The sequence below is a fragment of the Aureimonas sp. Leaf324 genome (assembly GCF_001423245.1).
Lineage (GTDB): Bacteria > Pseudomonadota > Alphaproteobacteria > Rhizobiales > Rhizobiaceae > Aureimonas.
On record NZ_LMOH01000001.1, the window covers coordinates 234,711 to 256,497 of the forward strand.

The 21,787-nt window shown below is 66.9% G+C and carries 19 protein-coding genes and 2 tRNA genes; 14 read left to right on the plus strand and 7 right to left on the minus strand.

The window, feature by feature from the left end:
* Positions 1-37 precede the first annotated feature (37 nt).
* The gene (gene ppdK / locus ASF65_RS01210; protein WP_055883940.1) at positions 38-2,716 is read left to right on the plus strand and encodes a pyruvate, phosphate dikinase; all 2,679 of its coding nucleotides are present in this window, start codon (positions 38-40) and stop codon (positions 2,714-2,716) included.
* 76 nt (positions 2,717-2,792) lie between these two features.
* Positions 2,793-3,638, plus strand: coding sequence for a DUF1499 domain-containing protein (locus tag ASF65_RS01215; RefSeq protein WP_162239437.1), 846 nt, complete (start codon positions 2,793-2,795; stop codon positions 3,636-3,638).
* A 6-nt stretch (positions 3,639-3,644) separates the two neighbouring features.
* On the opposite strand, the gene ASF65_RS01220 is transcribed toward ASF65_RS01215, so the two are convergent.
* Entirely contained in the window at positions 3,645-4,550 is a 906-nt protein-coding gene (locus ASF65_RS01220; protein ID WP_055883948.1) for an MBL fold metallo-hydrolase, read from the minus strand.
* Between the two features lie 78 nt (positions 4,551-4,628).
* On the opposite strand from ASF65_RS01220, the gene ASF65_RS01225 reads away from it, so the two are divergent.
* Both ASF65_RS01225 and ASF65_RS01230 read left to right on the plus strand, forming a co-directional pair.
* The gene (locus tag ASF65_RS01225) at positions 4,629-5,525 is read left to right on the plus strand and encodes a rhodanese-related sulfurtransferase (RefSeq protein ID WP_055883951.1); all 897 of its coding nucleotides are present in this window, start codon (positions 4,629-4,631) and stop codon (positions 5,523-5,525) included.
* A gap of 76 nt (positions 5,526-5,601) precedes the next feature.
* Complete coding sequence (locus ASF65_RS01230) at positions 5,602-6,000, plus strand: hypothetical protein (protein ID WP_055883953.1); 399 nt, start codon at positions 5,602-5,604, stop codon at positions 5,998-6,000.
* 65 nt (positions 6,001-6,065) lie between these two features.
* On the opposite strand, the gene ASF65_RS01235 is transcribed toward ASF65_RS01230, so the two are convergent.
* Together ASF65_RS01235 and ASF65_RS01240 are read right to left on the minus strand one after the other, a co-directional pair.
* Entirely contained in the window at positions 6,066-7,889 is a 1,824-nt protein-coding gene (locus ASF65_RS01235; protein WP_082505091.1) for a DEAD/DEAH box helicase, read from the minus strand.
* 203 nt (positions 7,890-8,092) lie between these two features.
* The gene (locus ASF65_RS01240; RefSeq protein ID WP_244486522.1) at positions 8,093-8,389 is read right to left on the minus strand and encodes a hypothetical protein; all 297 of its coding nucleotides are present in this window, start codon (positions 8,387-8,389) and stop codon (positions 8,093-8,095) included.
* A gap of 165 nt (positions 8,390-8,554) precedes the next feature.
* Between ASF65_RS01240 and ASF65_RS01245 the strand changes: the two genes are divergently transcribed.
* Positions 8,555-8,629 (plus strand) — tRNA-Asn (locus ASF65_RS01245).
* A gap of 121 nt (positions 8,630-8,750) precedes the next feature.
* Here ASF65_RS01245 and ASF65_RS21160 read toward each other — a convergent pair.
* Positions 8,751-8,909, minus strand: coding sequence for a DUF3563 family protein (locus ASF65_RS21160; protein ID WP_156369118.1), 159 nt, complete (start codon positions 8,907-8,909; stop codon positions 8,751-8,753).
* A 246-nt stretch (positions 8,910-9,155) separates the two neighbouring features.
* On the opposite strand from ASF65_RS21160, the gene ASF65_RS22220 reads away from it, so the two are divergent.
* The gene (locus ASF65_RS22220) at positions 9,156-9,281 is read left to right on the plus strand and encodes a hypothetical protein (protein WP_280137605.1); all 126 of its coding nucleotides are present in this window, start codon (positions 9,156-9,158) and stop codon (positions 9,279-9,281) included.
* Between the two features lie 27 nt (positions 9,282-9,308).
* On the opposite strand, the gene ASF65_RS01250 is transcribed toward ASF65_RS22220, so the two are convergent.
* A complete protein-coding gene (locus tag ASF65_RS01250; protein WP_055883956.1) occupies positions 9,309-9,683 on the minus strand; it encodes a response regulator in 375 nt (124 codons plus the stop codon).
* A gap of 205 nt (positions 9,684-9,888) precedes the next feature.
* On the opposite strand from ASF65_RS01250, the gene ASF65_RS01255 reads away from it, so the two are divergent.
* The 7 genes from ASF65_RS01255 (at position 9,889) to ASF65_RS01285 (ending at position 19,176) form a co-directional block, all read left to right on the plus strand.
* Positions 9,889-9,962 (plus strand) — tRNA-Cys (locus ASF65_RS01255).
* A 141-nt stretch (positions 9,963-10,103) separates the two neighbouring features.
* A complete protein-coding gene (locus tag ASF65_RS01260; protein ID WP_055883961.1) occupies positions 10,104-10,754 on the plus strand; it encodes a protein-L-isoaspartate O-methyltransferase in 651 nt (216 codons plus the stop codon).
* Positions 10,755-10,978: 224 nt separating this feature from the next.
* Positions 10,979-12,394, plus strand: a complete 1,416-nt coding sequence (locus tag ASF65_RS01265; protein ID WP_244486523.1) for a TolC family outer membrane protein — start codon at positions 10,979-10,981, stop codon at positions 12,392-12,394.
* A gap of 195 nt (positions 12,395-12,589) precedes the next feature.
* The gene (locus ASF65_RS22225) at positions 12,590-13,390 is read left to right on the plus strand and encodes a DUF2497 domain-containing protein (protein ID WP_055883964.1); all 801 of its coding nucleotides are present in this window, start codon (positions 12,590-12,592) and stop codon (positions 13,388-13,390) included.
* A 164-nt stretch (positions 13,391-13,554) separates the two neighbouring features.
* Positions 13,555-16,326: a valine--tRNA ligase gene (locus ASF65_RS01275; RefSeq protein WP_055883967.1), complete on the plus strand. Its 2,772-nt coding sequence runs from the start codon at positions 13,555-13,557 to the stop codon at positions 16,324-16,326.
* Between the two features lie 327 nt (positions 16,327-16,653).
* Positions 16,654-18,006 carry a hypothetical protein gene (locus ASF65_RS01280; RefSeq protein ID WP_055883970.1) on the plus strand — a complete coding sequence of 451 codons (1,353 nt, stop codon included), beginning with the start codon at positions 16,654-16,656 and terminating at the stop codon, positions 18,004-18,006.
* Between the two features lie 354 nt (positions 18,007-18,360).
* Complete coding sequence (locus tag ASF65_RS01285) at positions 18,361-19,176, plus strand: tetratricopeptide repeat protein (RefSeq protein WP_055884979.1); 816 nt, start codon at positions 18,361-18,363, stop codon at positions 19,174-19,176.
* Here ASF65_RS01285 and xth read toward each other — a convergent pair.
* A complete protein-coding gene (gene xth, locus ASF65_RS01290) occupies positions 19,173-19,967 on the minus strand; it encodes an exodeoxyribonuclease III (protein WP_055883972.1) in 795 nt (264 codons plus the stop codon). The two genes, ASF65_RS01285 and xth, sit on opposite strands and share 4 nt — an antisense overlap.
* Before the next feature lie 59 nt (positions 19,968-20,026).
* Positions 20,027-20,368, minus strand: coding sequence for an iron-sulfur cluster insertion protein ErpA (erpA, locus tag ASF65_RS01295; protein ID WP_055883975.1), 342 nt, complete (start codon positions 20,366-20,368; stop codon positions 20,027-20,029).
* Positions 20,369-20,505: 137 nt separating this feature from the next.
* On the opposite strand from erpA, the gene ASF65_RS01300 reads away from it, so the two are divergent.
* Positions 20,506-21,720, plus strand: a complete 1,215-nt coding sequence (locus tag ASF65_RS01300; RefSeq protein WP_055883979.1) for a deoxyguanosinetriphosphate triphosphohydrolase — start codon at positions 20,506-20,508, stop codon at positions 21,718-21,720.
* Positions 21,721-21,787: the final 67 nt, after the last annotated feature.

Sequence of the window (21,787 nt, forward strand, 5' to 3'; positions counted from 1 at the left end):
ATATCGCTCCTTCGAGCTGCGACGGCGCCGGTTTTCCATGGCCAAGAGACTGTTCACGTTCATGCGTGGAACGGCGGACCGCACTGCGGATCCGGCAGAGGCGCTTGGGCTGAAGGGCTCGAACCTCGCGCTTCTGGCCTCGCTCGACCTGCCGGTTCCGCCGGGGTTCACGATCTCGACCTCGGCTTGGCGCGAGGCCGAGGGCAGCGAGACGCTGCCGCCGGCGATCCGCAACGAGGTTCTTGCGGCGATCGAGTGGTTGGAGCGCGTCACGGGCCGCACGCTCGACGGCGCGCAGAAGCCGCTGCTCCTGGCGGTCCGCACGAGCGCCCGGGCGGTCATGCCGGGACTGGCCGATTCGGTCCTGGATCTCGGCCTCAACAGCCGCACCGTCGAGCTTCTGGCCCGCGAACTCGGCGATGTCGGCTTTGCCTTTCGCGCCTACCGCCGGTTCATCGAAAGCTATTGCAACCTCATTCATGCGGTCGATTCCAGCGACTTCGAGGAGGTCGCCGAGACCGAGCGCGCACGCGCGGGCTGGGGGGGCGACGAGCCTCATTCGCTGGTCGACTGGCGCGCGCTGATCGCGGCTTACCTGCGGTTCGTCGAGGAGGAGGTCGGCAGCCCGATGCCTCAGACTCCGCTCGAACAGCTCTATCGGGTGATCGAAGCGAGTTTCGCCAGCTGGCGCGGACCCGTGGCGCGAGCTTTCCGCCTGGCGCACGGCATCTCCGAAAATGCCGGCGTCGCGATCACCGTCCATTCCATGATCTTCAACGAGCGCGGCGAGAAGTCGGGTACGGGACGAGCGCTGTCGCGCGATCTGAAGACCGGCGAGCCGCGGCTCACCGGCGAGTTCGTCTTCGGCAACCGCGACGGCGCGGGACCGGCCGGCATCACCGAACCGCTCAGCCTCGCGCGCGTCGACGCCGAGCCGGAGCTGTTTCCCGCCGACCTCGGCGTGCTGACGGAATACGTGCGCCGGATCGAGGCCCACGTCGGCGACGCCACCGAGGTCGACTTCATGGTCGGCGATGGCGAACTGTTTTTCCTCCAGTCCCGCATCGCGCGCCGGAACGTCGCCGAGGCGATCCGCATCGCGGTCGAAATGGTTCGGGAAGGACAGATCGCCGAAGAGGATGCGCTTCTGCGGATCGAGCCGTCGTCGCTGGACCAGCTCCTTCATCCGACCATCGAGCGCGGCGAGGAGATCCTCGTCATCGCCAAGGGCATGCCGGCCTCGCCCGGCGCCGCCAGCGGTGCGATCGTGTTCTCGTCGGAGCAGGCGATCGCGATGGCGGCGGAAGGGCGCAAGACCATTCTGGTGCGCAACGAGACCTTGCCGGAGGATGTGCACGGGATGCACGTGACCGAAGGCGTGCTGACGGTGCGCGGCGGCACGACGAGCCACGCGGCCGTGGTGGCGCGCGGCATCGGCAAGCCTTGCGTGACCGGCGCCGGATCCATCCGCATCAATCAGGAGGCCGGGACCGTCATCGCTCTCGGCCGGACGCTGCGCGCCGGCGACCCGATCACGATCGACGGGACGTCCGGTGAGGTCATTCTCGGCTCGCCGAAGCTGAAGCGTCCGTCGCTGACGGGCGACTTCGCGACGCTGATGTCGTTTGCGGACCGCGCGCGGCGCATGGGAGTGCGCACGAACGCGGAAACGCCGGCCGAGGCGCGCGCCGCACGGGCCTTCGGGGCGGAGGGCATCGGCCTCTGCCGCACCGAGCACATGTTCTTCGAGGGCGAGCGCATCTCCATGATGCGCGAGATGATCCTAGCATCCGACGAGGCGGGGCGTCGCGCGGCGCTCGAGCGCCTCCTGCCGATCCAGCGCTCCGACTTCATCGAACTATTCGAGATCATGGCGGGCATGCCCGTCACGATCCGCCTGCTCGATCCGCCGCTCCACGAGTTCCTGCCGAAGGGCGAGCAGGAGATCGCCGAGACCGCTGTCATGCTCAGCATGAGCCCGGCCGTCGTCGCCGAGCGGATCGAGGCGCTCCACGAATTCAATCCCATGCTCGGCCACCGCGGCTGCCGCCTTGCGATCTCGCATCCGGAGATCGTCGAGATGCAGGCGCGCGCGATCTTCGAAGCGGCGATCGAAGCGGGCGAGCGCAAGGGCAAGGCCGTGGTTCCGGAGATCATGGTGCCCCTGGTCGGGCTGCGCCGCGAGCTCGACTTCGTGAAGGCCCGGATCGAGCTGATCGCCGAACTGGTGAAGCAGGAGCGCGGCAAGAGCGTCGACTATCTCGTCGGCACCATGATCGAACTGCCGCGCGCGATCGTGCGCGCCGACACGATCGCGGAGGTCGCCGACTTCTTCTCCTTCGGCACCAACGATCTGACCCAGACCGTTTACGGCATCTCCCGCGACGATGCGGCCAATTTCCTGTCGACCTACGAGCGACAGGGCATCATCGAGCGCGACCCGTTCCAGTCGCTCGATATCGAAGGCGTCGGCGAGCTCATCGCGATGGGCGTCGAGAAGGCGCGGCGGACGCGCCCGGATATCTCGCTCGGGGTCTGCGGCGAGCAGGGCGGCGATCCCAACTCCATCGCCTTCTTCGAGCGCACGGGCCTCGACTATGTGTCGTGCTCGCCGTACCGCGTGCCGATCGCGCGCCTGGCGGCCGCGCAGGCGGCGATCCGTTTCGAGCGCGCGCTGCGGGCCGCCGCGGCGCCCAAGACCCGCGGACGGCATTGATCCGTATTCCCGCCCCCATGTCGCCGACCGCGCAGCTGCGCTAGGATCACCGCGGCAGGTACCGGAGCAGAACGACTTGGCCGGACACTACATCAGGACGCGGGCCCGCACGGCCGGTTGGGCGTGGAGCTTCGTGGCCTTCGCGGTCGCGCTCATTCCGGTCGGCATCGTCCTGTTCCGCCTGCGCCTCCTTAACCTGCAGGACCTGTCCTGGACGCTGCTTCTGGCGGGCGGACTTGCCGCGCTCGGCCTGCTCCTGGCGCTCGCTTCGATCGTCAAGGTCTGGCGACGCGGCGCCATCGGCGGAGGCCGGGCCGTTTCGGCTCTCGTCATCGCCGCTCTCGCCCTTCTGCCGTTCGCAGGGGCGGCGTTCCTGTATCGTCAGTTCCCGGAAGGGGCGAGCGCCGAGACCGCCGGGCTGGTCGACGCGGCGCTGGCGCCCGTGGCCACGGCGTCGGGCTCGCCCGAATCGGTGCTGGCAGGGCGCGACTATCAGGCGACCGCCTCCATGGTCTACGAGGCGGCCCGGACCGCGCTCGAGCAGGAAGGCATCGAGATCACCGACGTGCAGAGCAGCCTGACGCCGCCGCGCGACAGCGAGGACCTCGGCGTCAGCGGCACGGTCGCGGTGCCGATCCCCACGCTGCGCGGCAGCATCGCCGCGGAGCCGCAGGATCGCTTCGCGTTGAAGGATGCCCGCGAATACACCATCCAGGCCGTCGCCTATGCCCCGATCTTCGCATTCCCGAGCGATGTGACGATCCGCATCGCCGAGGAAGGGGCACAGACCTTCATCGACATGCGCTCCGCCTCGCGCGACCTCGACCGGGACCTCGGGCAGAATCGGCGGATCATCGTTGCCTTTCTGAACGGCGTCGACGAGGCGATGCGCGCCGCCGAAGGCATCGTCCAGGAGGAATAGGCCCGGTCAGGCCGGACAGTATCGGCTCGTCAGCCCGAAGGGGCCGTCGAGCGCCACCAGCTCTCGCTCGATCAGGCTTTCGAGATGCGCCAGAACGGACAGCCCTGCCGCGCCGTGCAGCCGCCGGTCGGTCGTGTGATAGATCGCCGCCACCATCTCCGGCACGGTCGACAGGCCCGCACGGACCTTCTCCAGAACCGCGCTCTCTCGCATCCGCCGATGGGCGCGCAGGCCCCGCACGAACGCGGCCGGATTGTCGACCGGTCCGCCATGGCCGGGCAAATAGCGACGATCCGAGCGTTCCAGCAGCCGGTCGAGTGAGCGCATGTAGTCGGACATGGAACCGTCGGGCGGCGCGACCACGCTCGTCGCCCAGGCCATGACGTGATCGCCCGAAAAGAGGATGCCCGTGCCCTCCAGCGCGAAGGCCATGTGATTGCCGGTGTGACCGGGCGTATGGAGGCCCCGTATCACCGTCTCGCCGAATCGCGTCTCGGCGTTGTCGTGCAGGACGATATCGGGCGTGAACGCGAGATCGGACGCGGCATCCAGCAAATTGATTTCGCCGTCGAGGAGCGGCCGGGCGGTGCGATGCGGTCCTTGAGCGGCGAGGGGGGCCGACGTCTCCTGCGCGAGACGCGTCGCCAGCGCCGAATGATCGAGGTGGGTGTGCGTTACCAGGATCGCATCCACCGGACGCCCGCCGATCCCGGCCATCAGCGCTCGGAAGTGGGCGGGATCGTCCGGTCCGGGATCGACGACGATCAGACACTCCTGTCCGATCAGGTAGCTGTTCGTTCCGTGAAAGGTCATCGGGCCGGAGTTCGGCGCCGTGATCCGCACGACGGCGTCCTCGACGGGAACCGGTGTCCCGTGCTGCGGATCGAAGTGTCGGTTCAGATCGAGGCTCATGACGCTTCCCGCATGCGATTCCCTTCGCCACGCGATGCGGCTTGGCCATCTTCGTGGCTTCGCGATATAGCGGCGGACATGATCTGGACCATTGCCGCCCTCTACCGTTTCGTGCCTGTTCCCGACCCGGCCGGCCTGCGCGAGGCGCTTCTTGATCTCTGTACCCGTGAAGCGATCTGCGGGACCATCCTGGTGGCACCGGAAGGGATCAACGGCACGATTGCCGGTGAGAGAGCCGGCGTCGATGCCATTCTCGATCGTCTCGACCGCGATTTCGGCATCCGCCGAGGCGAGGTCAAGTTCTCCGAGGCTGCGGAGCAGCCGTTCGCGCGCCTGCGCATCCGCGTGCGCCCGGAAATCATCACCATGCGCGCGCCGGAAGCCGATCCGACGCGGCAGGTCGGCACCTATGTCGAACCGGAGGACTGGAACGCGCTGATCAGCGATCCCGAAACGCTCGTCCTCGACACGCGCAATGTCTACGAGACCCGCGTCGGCACCTTCGACCATGCGGTAGACCCTCGCATCGAGAGCTTCACGGAGTTCAAGGATTTCGCCGAGCGTCAGCTCGATCCCGAGCGCCATCGCAGGATCGCGATGTTCTGTACCGGTGGAGTCCGCTGCGAGAAGGCGTCGAGCTACCTGCTCGCCCACGGCTTCGAGGACGTGCGGCACCTGAAGGGGGGCATCCTCAAGTATCTCGAGGTCGTTCCGGCGGACGAGAGCCTGTGGCAGGGGGACTGCTACGTCTTCGACAACCGCACGGCCGTCGGGTCGGCGGTGCAGCCGGCGGACTGGCAATCCTGCTTCGGCTGCGGCAGCCCGCTCTCGCCCGACGATCGCGCCGATCCGCGATACGAGGACGGCGTATCGTGCCCGCATTGCGCGCCTGACCTGACCGACGCGAGGCGCAATCGCCTGCGGATGCGACATGCGCAGATCATGGGTGTGGATAAGTTTAGCCGCGACGGTTAGTCCGTCTTCACCGCATTGCAACATCTTCCGTATTGAAACGTTTCAACCGCAATCGCTCCGCTGCTGGAGAATCGCCGTGCAAGCGTTTCGCAACCGCAAACTCCATCTTGCCGGTCTCGCAGGCGTCAGCCTGACGGCCTCCGCGCTCCTCATTCGCGAACTCGACGCCAGCGGACTGTACGGTCCCGTCGGGACGGCGAGCACGCTGATCGGCGATCTTCGCTCCAGCCTGCCGACCCCCCAGGCGGACGGCTCAATTCTCGAAGGGGTCGGGTTCGACGGTCACAAGGTGACCCTCGAATTCGTCGCCGACGAGCGGGTCGATCTCCACCTCCTGCGGGATAGCGAGCGCAGCGAGCGTTGCAGCCTCTGGTATTCCGCGTTCCGCCGCGGCGAAGTGCAGGAGGTCGAATACCGGTATCGTCAGGGCGGAGCGGCCTCTTCGGCGCACCTCAATTCGGCGATCTGCGGCTGAGGGCCTGCGACACGGGGCGGAGGATCTCGCCGCCCGGTGTCAGTTTCGCGTCTGCGGCGGACCGATCAGTCCGCGCGACGAGGCTTCCCGGGACGGCTTGGCTTGCCGCCGCCTTTTCCGGGACCCTTGGCACCGAACTTCGGCGGACCCCTGCGCGGGGCATCGCTGTCCGCCTGCCGCGCAAAGGCCTTCTGTGCGCGAGGCGGGCGTCCGCCGTTGCCGCCGTCGCGATCGCGACCGGCGGGGGGAGCGCCGCCTTCCATTCGGGTCACGGTGATATCGTCGTCGCTGCCCTGCGCGGCCGAGGCGAATCGCTCTGCGGCGTCGGCGCGGATCTCGACCTTCGTTTCCTTGTCGAAGATGCGGATCGCGCCGATATCTTCGCGCGTGACCTTGCCGCGGCGGCAAAGGAGCGGCAACAGCCATTTCGGGTCGGCATTGTTGCGACGCCCGATGTCGAGGTGGAACCAGACAGCCGGTCCGATCGCATGGCGAGCGCCGCCTTCTTCACGCTCCCCGTCCCGGCGGCTGCGCGGCTCGGCGTTGGCCTTGCGGCCCGCCTTGTCGTCGCGGCCCGGACCCGGATCGTAGATGTCCTCGGGCGCCGGCAGCTTCTGGCGATAGAGCCGCGCGAAGGCGGACGCGATCTCCATCGGCGAGAAGCGTTCGACGAGGACGCCCGCGGTCGCGAGATCGTCGTCGCCCGCTTCCTCGGTGAACAGCGGGTCGGTCAGCAGCCGGTCGCGGTCGAGCGCGCGGATCTCGTCGGCCGACGGCGGAGCGCTCCAGACCGGGCGGATTTTCGCGTCCGTCAGCAGGCGATCGGCCTTGCGGCGCTTCGACAGCGGCACGAGCAAGACCGAGACGCCCTTGCGGCCGGCGCGTCCCGTGCGCCCGCTCCGATGCTGAAGCGTTTCGGCATCGTTCGGCAGTTCGGCGTGGATCACGAGCCCGAGGTTCGGCAGGTCGATGCCGCGCGCCGCGACGTCGGTCGCGACGCACACGCGCGAGCGGCCGTCACGCAGCGCCTGGAGAGCCTGATTGCGCTCCGCCTGACCGAGTTCGCCCGAGAGCGACACGGCGCCGAACCCGCGGTCGAGAAGACCGGTGTGGAGGTGGCGGACCTGCTCGCGCGTGTTGCAGAAGACGATCGCGGTCGGCGACTCGGCCTGACGCAGGAGATTGACGACCGCGTGCTCGACCTCGGTCGGCGCGACACGGATGGCGCGGTACTCGATGTCCGAATGGCTGGAACTCTGGTTGGCGACCTCGATGCGCAGCGCATTCGTCTGGTATCGCTTGGTCAGCGCGACGATCGGCTTGGGCAGGGTGGCCGAGAACAGCAGCGTTCGCCGCTCCGCCGGGGTCGCCTCGAGAATGAATTCGAGATCCTCGCGGAAGCCGAGGTTCAGCATCTCGTCGGCTTCGTCGAGGACTGCGACCTGCAGGTCCTGCGTCCGCAGATTGCCGCGCTCCAGATGGTCGCGCAGGCGGCCCGGCGTACCCACCACGAGGTGCGCGCCGCGGAACAGCGCCTTCTGCTCGGTCCGGGCATCCATGCCGCCGACGCAGGTCACGATCCGGGCTCCCGCATCGGCGAACAGCCAGCGGAGTTCGTCGCTCACCTGAAGAGCCAGTTCGCGCGTCGGCGCAATGATCAAGCCGAGCGGATTGCCGGCCTCGCCGAGCGTGTCTCGTCCCTCCAGAAGCGTCTGACCCATGGCAAGGCCGTAGGCGACCGTCTTGCCCGAGCCGGTCTGCGCGGAGACGAGAAGATCGCGGCTGTCCGCGGCGGCTTCGACCACGCTCTTCTGGACAGGGGTGGGGTCCTTGTAGTCGCGGCCTTCGAGGGCGCGAGCGAGAGCCGGATGAATGGGGGGAAAGGCCAAGCGGATCGTCCTTGGAGTGTTCGGCCCTTGCGGGCGCGGCCCTCGCGTCGGATGCGATGCCGAAAGGAAACAAGGCCCATGTTGCCGGATGGAACGGCCGCCGACGGGCATGCAACAGAAGAAACGGCGGTCTGCGAATGCAGGACCACCGTTGTGTTCGAAAGAGTCATAAGCCTTTCGCGCCGTAAAGGCGAGGGGGCCGCTCAGTCGTCGGCGACCTTGCGTCGGCGGCGGCGTCCCCACTTCACGTCGGCCCTTCGACGCCAGCGGCGCACGAAGGCGAGATCGATCGAAAGGATCAGGAGGCCGAGCGGCAGCATCCAGATTCCGAAGACGGGCAGGAAGGCCAGGAACCCGCCGATGATGAAGCCGATTCCGACCGCCATTCGCGCCGCGCGGTTGGCGGGCAGCCGGAACTTGCGTCCGAGGATGTGGACCGTGTGCCCGCGAAGCCGGAAGAACTCGCGCCGTTTCGCTGCCGTTTCCTGCACGCTGCCCATACGCCCTTGCCTGATCCGCCGATGCGGAGGATGTGATGCCGAAGGGCGTGACGGACAACCTCGTTCGAACCGAGGCGGGCAAGATTTTTTCGCCGAAAATGCCAGACCCACTTGGCAAACCGCGAACCCGTGGGTATACGCACCCTCGTTCGCAGGGCGAACTTTTCCCCGGTAGCTCAGTGGTAGAGCAATCGACTGTTAATCGATCGGTCGCTGGTTCGAATCCGGCCCGGGGAGCCACAAATCATCTTGAAATGCTGATCGTCGAGACGTCCGGTTGCCTGTGATGGCAACAGGGAGAGCGGCAGGCTGTTGTTCGCCTCGCCGCTCAGTTCGCAAAGGTCATTGCGGTACGACGCCGTCAGAACGCGTGGCGGTTCTGGCGGAAGCGCCCGGAGTCGATCTCGCGCTCGCGACGCTCGAGGTCGGCCAGCGACGTCGACTCGTTCAGGTAGGCGAGGGCGCGTTCTTCATGTGACGGGGCGCGAAGCGCGGCACGCAGGCGACGGGTGATGCTCATTGTCTTGTCTCCAGTTGGTGTTGACAAGATCAAGATGGCTGTCGATACGGCGTATTGCAATGCAACATGACGCAAGGCCGCTATGCGAGTCGTGCAACCCCCGTGGGGAATTGCCCGGTGACGCAAACAATTTGCGTCAAATTGTCTGCTTCCCGCAAATCCGGGATTGCCAGAAATCCCATGTTCCATACACTCGGCAGCAACGGACGTTCCGATAAGAAGAACGCCAGGCGGAGGGGACGGGACATGACGAACCATACGAGAGAGCCGCTCAGTGCTGCGCGCGGCATGACGCTGGGGTGCCTCTTGTCCAGCGTGATCTGGTTGGCCGGGCTGAACATCGTGTTGCTCGGCGGCAACTTCAGCTTCTAGTCCACGGCGCTTCTCGAGTTCGCGCGTTCAGTTCGGCGGCGTCTGGCGGTCCGTCAGCGCCTGCAACGCCTCCATGACGCGCTCGAACTCCACCGGCTTGGCAAACACCGGCACGTCGCGAAAGCGCGCGGCAACGAGTGACGGATCGTAGGCCGTCAGAAACACGAACGGCACGCCGCGACGAACCAGATCGTAGGCGACGGGATAGCTCATCTCGCCAGCGAGATTGACGTCCATGAGCGCGGCGTCGATGTCCGGGATGCGGGCGATCAGGGCGATCGATTCCTCGATGGTCGCGGCCGGGCCGATGACGGTCGCGCCGGCATCCTCCAGCTTCTCGGCCAGGGGGCGGGCAATCAGGAAATCGTCTTCGACCAACAGGATCTGTTTATTCTGGAGCATGGGTCCGTCACGGGCTTGATGGTGGCAGAACGGCAGGGGTGCCGTGCCAAACGCATCCGGGCGTCAACGGTTCGACACATGACCTTCGATCGACGATTGGAAAGGCCGAAGCGCCGCGACGTCCAGCCATTCCGGGAACGGCCGTCAAATGGTGCGCTCGGGGCTTGCGCAAACGCCCGGCTCCACGTACCTAGCGCGCCGTTGAGGCCTCGTGGCGGAGTGGTGACGCAGAGGACTGCAAATCCTTGCACCCGGGTTCGATTCCCGGCGAGGCCTCCAGCACCGGACGTCCGGCTTCGGACGGCGTCGCTCCCCTCCGAAATCTCATTCGTCCGCTTTCCTTCGATGAGGGTGCTTCCGCTTGTCAGCCAGCGGGGCGGCGAATATGGGATGGGTCAAGCAATCGATCCGAGGCCTGACATGGATTTCGCTGCCGCCCGCGTGAAGATGGTGGACAACCAGATTCGCACGACCGACGTGACGTCGCACGAGACGCTGCGCGCCTTCCTCAGCGTCCCGCGCGAGGCGTTCGTGCCCGACGAGCGCAAGCCGCTGGCCTACATCGATTCTGATATTCCGCTCGGCAATGGTCGCGCGCTGATTTCGCCGTCGCCGCTGGCCAAGCTGATCCAGCTGGCCGAAATCCTGCCACAGGACGTGGTGCTCGATGTCGGTTGCGGCACGGGCTATTCGTCGGCCGTCCTTTCCCATCTCGCCAGCTCGATCGTCGCGCTGGAGGAGGATGCCGATCTCGCGGCCAAGGCAACCAAGGCCTTCGACGCGCTCGGGATCGTCAACGTCGCGGTGGTCACCGGCCCGCTGAAGGACGGCTGGGCGGGCGAGGCCCCCTACGACGTCATCGTCTTCGAGGGATCGGTCGAAGCGCTTCCGAAGGCGCATATCGACCAGCTGAAGGATCGCGGGCGCCTTGTCGTGGTCGAGCGGTCCGGCGCTTCCGGCATGGCGAAGCTCTACACGAAGGAGGACGGAATCATTTCCGACCGCTTCGCCTTCAACTGCCATATCCCGGCTCTTCCCGGCTTCGCCAAGCCGCGCGAATTCGTGTTCTGACCCTTGGTGGCCAGCGCGGCTCAAGCCTGATGCGGCAGATTTTACATTCGCCAAGTGTTTGAGTCGCGCCACACCCGCCGTGCAAAACCGTCGGCCGCCGTTTTGCAGGCTGGCGTTTGGACGTCGTTCGGTACACATCCTACTCGATAAGGTTCGGGCGAGGTTCGTCTGGGCCTCTCGTGTGCCGGTGTGTTTGGCATACGTCCGATTTCGGAGAATGCATCTTGCGCAAGAAGACGTGGATCCTGGCCTCCCTCTCGGCGCTTCTGATGGCGACGAGCGTCGATCTCGCCAGCGCCGAAACCCTCCGGGAAGCGCTGGCCAAGGCCTATTCGAACAGCCAGAGCCTCAATTCCGCTCGCGCCCAGCTGCGGGCGACCGACGAGAACGTGCCGCAGGCGCGCGCCGGACTCCGCCCGCGCGTGCAGGGTGTCGTGTCGACCCAGGGGTCGCGTTCGCGCACGACGTTCGGTGACGGACTGGAGACCCAGAAGCTTCGGTCCGGCGTGATCACGACCGGCATCCAAGTCAATCAGACGTTGTTCGACGGGTTTCAAACCCCGAACAACGTCAACGCCGCGCAGGCCCAGGTCCGCGCCTCGCAGAAGAACCTCGACAACACGGTGCAGGATACGCTCCTCGACACCGTGACCGTCTTCATGAACGTGCGCCGCGATCGCGAGGTCGCAGCCTTCCGCCGTCAGAGCCTCGCCTTCCTGAACGAACAGGTCCGCGCGGCGCAGGCGCGCTTCGACGTGGGCGAGGGCACGCGCACGGACGTCGCGCAGGCGCAGGCGCAGCAGGCGCTGGCGACCGCGCTTCTCAATACCGCGCTGTCCCAGGTGGCCAGCAGCGAAGCGCAGTATCTCGACGTCGTCGGCGATCCGCCGGGCAACCTCGAGGCCGGAACGCCGCCCAACCGCGGTGCGATCCCGTCCTCGGTCGGCGAGGCGGTGCGCGTCTCGCAGGAGCAGCACCCGGCGATCCAGGCGACAAAGTTCGCCGTCGATGCCGCCTCCTTCCAGGTGAAGTCCGCCGAAGGCGCGCGCCTGCCCACGCTGGCCGTCACCGGACAGATCGACAACGCCTACGCGCTGTCGGATCGCGATCCCAATCAGCTGCCCGGCGTCGACGTGAACACGCAGAACGAGGTATCCGGAACGGTCGGCGCGCAGCTGACCGTTCCGATCTACCAGGGCGGCCTCGTCGCCTCGCGCGTCCGTCAGGCCAAGGAAACGCTGTCGCAGCGCCGGATCGAGGTGGACAACGTCCGCGATCAGGTTCGCTCGGCGGTGGCGAGCGCCTGGGCTCAGCGCCAGGCGGCCGAGGCCAACGTGCAGGGCTATCGCGCCCAGGTCGCCGCTGCGCAGCTCGCGCTGAACGGTGTCGTGGAGGAGCGCAATGTCGGCCAGCGCACGACGCTCGACGTCCTGAACGCGCAGTCCGACGTGATCACCGCCCAGATCCTGCTGGCAGGCGCGCAGCGCGACACGATCGTTGCAGCCTACACGCTGGCCTCCGCGGTCGGCAGCCTGCTTCCCGACCGGCTCGCTCTGGAGGTCGACCGCTACGAGCCGGAAGAGCATTACCAGGCCGTGCAGGACAAGTGGTACGGTCTGCGGACGCCGGACGGCCGCTGACACACGGCGGCGTCATAAGCCGTCCCGCCCGATCGCATTAAAAATTCGTTTATAAACTGCCCTTCGGACGAACTTGGGATTCCTGCGCGGACACAAGCGGCGTACTCTCCCAGCAGATTCGCGTCGGGTGGCGGCCGCGGATCCAGATCGGGTACGGGTTTCATGAGCAAGGCGAGTGTCGCGCAGGAGCCGTCCATGGACGAGATCCTCGCATCCATCCGGCGGATCATCGAGACGGGCGACGAGAAGTCGACCGGCGCGAATCGGGAAGCGGCCGTCGGCGCAGCCCGGCAGATTCCGGCTTTCCTGGCCGGCGCCTCCTTTCAGGAGCCCCTTTCGGTGAGTGTGCAGCCGGACGCGAACGGCGCGCCGGCGCCGCTCCGTTTCCCATCGCCCCCGGAACCCGTGCATGTCGCGGCGCAGGGACATCTGACCGATGACGACCATCTCACCGCCGAACTCGAGACCGAGCTAGCGGCGACTTGGGAGCGGATCGAGACGCGGTATGAGGCAGCCCAGGCGGACGCCCCGGTCGAGCGGCCGCAGGATGAACGCTTTTCGGATCCAGGACTTCGTTCCATGAGCCAAGACGTCGATCCCCACCCGTTCACCGCGCCCGCGGCCGCCGGTCAGCCCAACGCGGGCGCTCCGAATGCGCACGCCTCTGCCAACTACGAGGCTCCGATGGAGCGGAACGCCTTCGAGCCCGCCAATACCGACGCGCGCCGGGCGGACGAGGGGGCTGGCGCCTCCAGCCGCTTCGGTGACACGCCGCCCCCACTGGTCTCGCCGACGACAGGACAGCTCGTCGGCGCCTCCTTCAACGAATTGGCCGAAGCGATCCGGCAGGGCGAACTCCGCTCGCTGGAGGCCATGGCGCAGGAAATGCTGCAGCCGATGCTGCGCGACTGGCTCGACGACAACCTGCCGAAGATGGTCGAACGGCTCATCCGCGAGGAAATCGAGCGGCTCGCGCGGGGCGGCATCAAGCGCTGACATATCCATCGACATCGTGACTTCGGACGAGGGCGCGTTTCGTGGGAAGCGCGCCCTTCGTCGTATGAGGACGGGCCCGAAGGGGACCGAAGCCCGGTTCGTTGACATCGCGGACGTCTTGCTCGAAACCCGGTCGCGATTCTGATCGATCTGGATGCCCGCCCATGGAGAAGACCTACGACGCTGCCGCGATCGAGCCCCGCGTGGCCGATCGGTGGGAGGCCGCCGATGCATTTCGGGCCGGGGCGGGCGCCAAGCCCGGCGCCGATCCCTTCTCCATCGTGATTCCGCCGCCGAACGTCACGGGCTCGCTGCACATCGGGCACGCTCTGAACAACACGCTGCAGGACATCCTCGTGCGGCATCGCCGGATGCTCGGACAGAACGTCCTCTGGCAGCCCGGCCTCGACCATGCCGGCATCGCGACGCAGATGGTGGTCGAGCGTCAGCTTGCGGAACGCAAGGAGCCCGGCCGCCGGGCAATGGGCCGCGAGGCCTTCATCGAGCGCATCTGGCAGTGGAAGGGCGAATCGGGCGGCGCCATCCTCGGGCAGCTGCGGCGCCTCGGTGCGTCGTGCGACTGGTCGCGCGAGCGCTTCACCATGGACGACGGCCTGTCGCGGGCGGTCCGCCGCGTCTTCGTGCAGCTTCACCGCGAGGGCCTGATCTATCGCGACAAGCGGCTGGTCAACTGGGACCCGAAGCTCCTGACCGCGATCTCCGACATCGAGGTCGAGCAGCGCGAAATCCGCGGCCATCTCTGGCATTTCCGCTATCCGGTCGAAGGGCGCGACTACGATCCGTCGAACCCCGCGACCTTCATCACGGTCGCGACGACGCGGCCCGAGACCATGCTCGGCGATTCCGGCGTCGCGGTGAACGGCTCCGACGAGCGCTACACCGATCTTGTCGGCAAGAATGTCCGGCTACCCTTGGTCGGGCGCGTCATTCCCGTGGTGGCCGACGACTATGCCGATCCGGAGGCGGGCTCGGGCGCGGTGAAGATCACTCCCGCACACGACTTCAACGATTTCGAGGTCGGCGAGCGCCATGGGCTAGCGCGCATCTCCGTTCTTGCGGCGGATGCCACAATCTCGATCCGCGACAACGCCGAGTTCCTGGAAGGCCTGTTTCCTGCGGACGGCGAGCGGGCCGTCGGCATGTTCGAAGGCCTCGACCGCTTCGCCGCGCGCAAGCTCATCGTCGACTGGATGGAGGGCGAGGGCTATCTCGCGAAGGTCGAGGATCACGTCCACATGGTGCCGCACGGCGACCGGGGCGGCGTGCCGATCGAGCCGTTCCTGACCGACCAGTGGTATGTCGACACGAAGACGCTGGCCCAGCCGGCGATCGCCAGCGTGCGCGAAGGCCGCACGACCTTCGTTCCACGCAACTGGGAGAAGACCTATTTCGACTGGATGGAGAACATCCAGCCCTGGTGCATCTCGCGCCAGCTCTGGTGGGGTCATCAGATTCCCGCCTGGTACGGGCCGGACGGCGCGGTGTTCGTGGACGAGGACGAGGAGATCGTCGCCGGCGCGGCGCTCGCCCACTACGTCACCAACGGCACCCTGACGGATGCGCAGGCGCGGGAGATGGCCGAGACCGGATCCGTCTTTGACGGCTTCCTGCGGCGCGACGAGGACGTGCTGGACACCTGGTTCTCCTCCGCGCTCTGGCCGTTCTCGACGCTCGGCTGGCCGGACCAGACCCCGGAGCTTGCGACCTACTATCCGACCAATGTCCTCGTCAGCGGCTTCGACATCATCTTCTTCTGGGTCGCCCGGATGATGATGATGGGCCTGCATTTCACCGGCCAGGAACCGTTCGGCACCGTCTACATGCACGCTCTCGTTCGCGACAAGAACGGGGCCAAGATGTCGAAGTCGAAGGGCAACGTCGTCGATCCGCTCGACCTGATCGACGAGTTCGGCGCCGATGCCCTGCGCTTCACGCTGGCGATCATGGCGGCGCAGGGACGCGACGTGAAGCTCGATCCGCAGCGGATCGGCGGTTATCGCAACTTCGGCACCAAGCTCTGGAACGCAACGCGCTTTGCCGAGATGAACGGCGCCGAGCACAATGTCCCGGTCGATCCCGAGGCCCTGTCCCTACCGCTCAACCGCTGGCTGATAAGCGAGCTGGCGACCGCGATCTCGGAGGTCGACGCGGCGCTGGAGTCCTACCGCTTCAACGACGCGGCCGCTGCAATTTACCGCTTCACCTGGAACACGGTCTGCGACTGGTATCTGGAGCTCGCCAAGCCCGTGTTCCTGAGCGAGGACGAGGCGGCCAAGGTCGAGACGCGGCGCGTCACCGGCTTCGTTCTGGATCGGGTCTATGCGCTTCTCCACCCGTTCATGCCCTTCCTGACCGAAGAGCTCTGGACGGCGACCGCCGGATCCCGCCCGCGCGACGGACTCCTTTGCCACGGCGAGTGGCCGGCGCTCGCGTTCCATGATTCGGACGCGTCCGACGATCTGAACTGGCTCGTTGCGCTCGTCGGCGAAATCCGTTCCATCCGCGCCGAGATGAACGTGCCACCCGGCGCCGAGGCGCCGCTGGTGGCTGTGGGCGTCGATGCGAAGACGCGGGAACGGCTGGTGCGTCACGAGGCGGCTCTGAAGCGTCTGGCCCGCCTGTCGAGCATCGAGGCGGCCGAGGTCGCTCCGCCGCAGTCCGTGCAGTTCGTCCTCGACACGCGGGCCTATGCCCTGCCGCTCGCCGGGACGATCGACGTCTCCGCCGAGATCGCCCGCCTGACGAAGGCGGCCGCCAAGGCCAGGACGGAAGTCGATCGCATCGACAAGAAGCTCTCCAACGAGCGGTTCGTGGCGAACGCCCCGGAAGAGGTGGTGGTGCAGGAACGCGAGAAGCGGGCCGACTATCAGGCCGAGGCCGAGAAGCTCGACGCCGCGCTGGCCATGCTTCGCTAGCTGCGGTTCCGACCACCGTTGCCGGGCGTGTAGCGTTCCGGCAACGGTGGTTGAATTCTTCCGTTTACGGAAGGGAGAGGACAACCGAGCGTCGAGAAGCGGCTCGCACTCGATAGAGTTCGAGCTGAGAAAAATTGTAAAACGAACGCAATGCCTTGAGAGAAATCCCTGAAGCATTTTCGGGGCTTGGCATCGCGTCCTGCGCACGTTTCGCCAACCTGTCGCCGTGCTTTCGCCTGTATTCCCAACGCCTTCGCATCATGACACGGTTCGGTCATACGGACGGGCAGGGGGAATGCCCGCATGAGACGACCGGTGGGGGAAAGCATGAGCGGTTTCAAGGCGCGCCTGGCGCAGACGACAATCCTGGTCCTGTTGGGCGCCGGCGCCGCGCAGGCCGGCGGCTTCCAGCGCGGCACGGCCGATACAGACGTGCTCTATGAGGCCGCTCCGTTCAGCACGCGCCTCGGCTTCACCTACGTCAATCCGGCTCGCGGGTTCGAGCGCGTCAACGGCGTGTCGGGCGATTACGGCGACTACACCGGCACGTATCGGATCCCGAGCGCTGCCTTGAAGCTCGGAAACGAGTCGGTTGCCTGCGTCGGCAATTACGTCGAATCGTTCGCCGCCGACGGGGACTACTCCTCGCTGCCCGGCGGCGCGCAGCCTGCCGGTTTCCCGGGCGGTTCGCGCGTTCGCGATCTCAACTTCGATTCCGACGAGATCAGCGGCACCTGCCGAGTGAGTTATTCGACGAACGGGATGCGCTTCAGCCTTCTGGGCGGCGTGTTCGGCGAAGACTTCAACTTCAACGGTACGAGCCTTGCAGCGCGCAACCTCGGCTCGACGCTCCCTGGCGCCCTGCAGGGTGCTCTGGCGTCGTTCGGCGGACAGTTGCTGCTTCCCGTCGCGCTCACCGCCGATACGAGCCAGGGCTTCTCGGCCGGCTACCGGATCGGCGCCGCCTTCGAGATCCCGGAGATCGCGCTGCGGGCGCAGGTTCTCTACCGCTCCGAGGTGGAGCATGACGACATCACGGGCACCGGAACGCTGGTCGCCTCCAACAACGCCTTCGTCCAGCTCGCGGACGGTCGTCAGCTCTCGATCCCGCAGGCCGCGGCGTTTCTCGCGCAGCGTGGCATCAATATTCCGCCGCAGCTCGTCTCCGCGCTGCCGACGGGCGGCACCGTCCTCGCCAGCAACCTCCCGGCCTTCCAGAACACCGCGACCAGCCCGCAAAGCCTCTACATCAACGCCCAGACGGGCATCGCGGAAGGCACGCTTCTGCTGGCCTCGTTCCGCTGGACCGACTGGAGCACCAACCGGGCGGTGGTCACGACGGTTGCCGGCAACTCGAGCGTCAGCCCCTACTATTGGGATGACGGCTATACCGCGACCATCGGCATCGGCCGCGCCTTCAACGAGAACGTTTCGGGCAGCATCTCGATCGGCTACGACACCGGCGTCTCGACCGGTGCGGAAACCACTTACACCGATCTCTACACGCTGTCGGGCGGCCTAGCCCTCAAGAACAACGACTGGGCCGAACTGCGGGTCGGTGGCCTGATCGGCTACTGGACCGACGGCGAGCAGCGCCGCACGAGCGGCGCCGTGTTCGATGCCGACGTCGGCAACGACTGGGTCTACGCCGCGAACGTGTCGCTGAAGCTCTCGTTCTGATCCCATACGCGCATCGAGAACGGCGGCATCGGCCTAGGGGCTGGTGCCGCCGTTCGCACGACCAAGGTTCGCCGATGTGTGGAGCGACAGCAACACTATTGCAGACAAGCATCGCCTATAAGGCCCGCCAGGAAAGAATGCCGCGCTGCCGCCATAAAGGCGGACCACCCACGATCGTGAAGTGCGGGGACGGACATTCGCAGGGCATGATGGCGCAAGCTGTTTATCCGATCCTCGACACGGAGGAGCGGACGATGAAATCGACAACCGATCGGAAGGGGCCCTTTGGCCGCTCGGCCCGCGGCGTCGCCGCAGGGTCGACAATCGGTTGTGCAAGCCGTGCGGTTCGCGTCGATGCGGCATCTTAAGGCGCTCGTCCCTGTTGGACTGATGGCGCTGTCGATCGGCGCCGGGCCGGCGCTGGCGCTCGACCCGTCCGCCAACCCGGTGCTGGAGGCGCCGTCCTCCAGCCCGCGCGATGTCTTCTCCATGGGCTTTGCGGCCTACAAGCGGGGCGAGACGGCGGCGGCGATCGATGCGCTTCAGCATGCCGCCAAGCTCGGCCATCCCGGCGCTCGCTGGAAGCTCGGCCAGATGTATGCGGCGGGCGACGGCGTGGTCGAGGACGACTTCGAAGCCTTCAAGATGTTCGAGCAGATCGTGCGCGACCAGGAGGACGACACCGCGTCCTCGCCCAACGCGCCCTACGTCGTCAGCGCCGTTCTGGCTCTGGCGGAGTATTTGCGGTCCGGGATCTCGGGGACGCCGGTCAAGCCCGATGTATCGCAGGCTCGCCAGCTCTACACCCATGCCGCGACCTATTTCGGAGACGCGCGCGCGCAGTTCGAGCTCGGCAGGATGCTGCTGGCGGGCGAGGGCGGGCGGGCGAACCCGCGGCAGGCCGCACGTTGGCTGAAGCTTTCAGCCCATAAGGGCTATGTAAAGGCCGAGGCGCTTCTCGGCTACCTGATCTTCGACGGCGACGCGATCGCCATGCGAGCCGAACCCGCGCGCGGACTGGCGATGATGACGCGCGCCTACAAGCTGGCCGCGCCGAAGGACCGGGAGTGGATTCGCCCGTTGCAGGAGGAGGCGTTCTCGCTTTCCTCCGAGGACGATCGCAAGACCGCCATCGCCTTCGCCGAAAGCGGCACCGCCCCCGCGAACTAGCGCAGGGCGGCGGGGTTGATCTCCACGACCACGGGCACGTGGTCGGACGGCTTCTCCCAGGCGCGCACATGCTTGTCGATCGCGACCGAACGGAGCGCCACGGCGGCCTCGGGCGAGAGCAGGACGTGGTCGATACGGATCCCGTTGTTCTTCTGCCAGGCACCGGCCTGATAGTCCCAGAACGTATAGGTTTCCGCCTGATCGCTGGACGCGCGCACGGCGTCGGTCAGGCCGAGGTTGAGAAGCCGGCGATAGGCCTCGCGGCTTTCCGGCTGATAGAGCGCGTCTTCCGCCCAGGCCGCCGGGTTCTTCACGTCCTCCGGCTGGGGAATGACGTTGTAGTCGCCCGCCAGCAGGAACGGCAGTTCCTCGCCGAGGCGGCGCCGCGCATGCGCTTCGAGGCGCTTCATCCAGGCGAGCTTGTAGCTGAACTTCTCGGTGCCGATCGGGTTGCCGTTCGGCAGATAGAGGGAGGCGAAACGGAGCGGCTTGCCGCCGACCTCCCAGATCCCCTCGATGAAACGCGACTGCTCGTCGGTCGCGTCTCCCGGCAGGCCCCGCTCGACCGAGACCGGCGGCTGTCGCGAAAGGAGAGCCACCCCGTTGAAGCCTTTCTGGCCGTGGGTCTCGACATGCCAGCCGCGCGCCTCCAGATCGGCACGGGGGAAGCTCTCGTCGACGCTCTTGATCTCCTGCAGCCCGACAATTTCGGGCTGGCGCTCGTCCAGCCACGCCAGCAGCGCCTCGGACCGTGCCTTGACGCCGTTGATGTTCCAGGTGGCGAGCAGCATGGGCGGAGTTCCGGTCGGAAGAGGATGGCCAAGGCCATGCCCTCCGCTGGCCGGGTCTGTCAAATCGCGAAGGACGTGCCGCAGCCGCAGGAGGCGGTCGCGTTCGGGTTGCGGATCTGGAAGGACTGGCCCATCAGGTCGTCCACGAAATCCACCACCGAGCCGTCGAGATACGCCAGCGATGTCTGGTCGACGAGGACGCGCGCACCGTCCTTTTCGATCACGACGTCGTCGCTCTCGGCATCGCGCGTGAGATCGAACTTGTAGGAGAAGCCCGAGCAACCACCGCCTTCGACGGAGATTCGCAGCGCGTTTTCGGTCTCGCTCTTGGCAACGATCGCCTTGATGCGGCGGGCGGCCGCGTCGGACATGGTGATGGAATTGGCGAGCGTCTCGCTCATGGCTGACCCGGCGCCGCATCGGCGGCAGACCGGCCTCTTGTTGTTGGGGTCGTGTCGCTAAGGTATGGACGCGCAAGGGGAGGGTCAATCTCGCCCGCCTCGCGTCGCTCCGCCGGCGCTCAATTTCGCGGACGGCCATGACGGACTGGACGACCCATCGCATCGGAACCGGCCACGACGGTCTGGCACCCTTCGCCGTGCGGGCGGACGCCTCGCGAGGACGGCTCGTCCCCGAGCCCGAGAGCCGCACGCGCACGCCCTTCCAGCGCGACCGCGACCGGATCGTCCACTCCACCGCCTTCCGGCGCCTGAAGCACAAGACGCAGGTCTTCGTCGCCTACGAGGGCGACCATTACCGGACCCGGCTGACCCATACGATCGAGGTCTCCCAGATCGCGCGCGCCTTTGCCCGTGCGCTTCGGCTCGACGAGGACCTGACCGAAGCGATCGCGCTGGTCCACGATTTCGGCCACACGCCGTTCGGCCACGCCGGCGAGAGGGCGCTGGACCGCAAGCTCGCGGACTTCGGCGGCTTCGACCACAACGCCCAGTCACTGCGCATCGTCACCGCGCTGGAGCGTCGCTACGCCGAGTTCGACGGGCTGAACCTTACCTTCGAGACGCTGGAAGGACTGGTGAAGCACAACGGGCCGCTGGTCGGACCGAATGCCACGAGCCGCCACCCCGTGCCGCCGCAGATCGCGGCCTTCGACGCCCGGTTCCCGTTGGCGCTCGACAGTTTCGCCAGCCTCGAGGCGCAGGCAGCGGCGATCTCGGACGACATCGCCTACAACACCCACGATCTCGACGACGGCCTGCGCGCGGGGCTCATCGCCCTCGACGATCTGGAAGCGCTCGATCTGGCCGGCGACATCCTGCGCGAGGTGCGTGCACGCCATCCCGATCTCGACCCGGTCCGTACGGGGCACGAGATCATGCGCCGGCACATCACGCGGCTCGTCGAGGACGTCATCGCGACGACGCTGGAGAGCCTTGCTACGCAGGCTGTCGCGAGCGTCGAGGATGTGCGCTCGGCGGGGCGGACCCTCGTCGACTTCTCGCCGACGATGCGGGCGCAGGTCGCGCAGACGCGGGCGTTCCTCTTCCAGCGTGTCTATCGAAACCCGCTCGTCTTCGACACGATGCGGCAGGCCGAGCAGGTGGTCGGGGCGCTGTTCGACCGGCTGGTCGAGCGGCCGGACCTCCTGCCCGCCGGCTGGAGCGAGGCCGCGCAGGGGCTGCCGCCCGAGCGTCTGGCGCGTCATGTCGGGGACTACCTGTCCGGGATGACCGACAGCTTCGCGCTCGCCGAGCACCGCCGCTTGTTTGACGATACGCCGGATTTGCGTTAGCGCCGCCGCTCGCGGGTCATCCCCGTCGTCGTTTCCAGCGTGCGCTGCCGTCGCGTTTTTGCAGCGC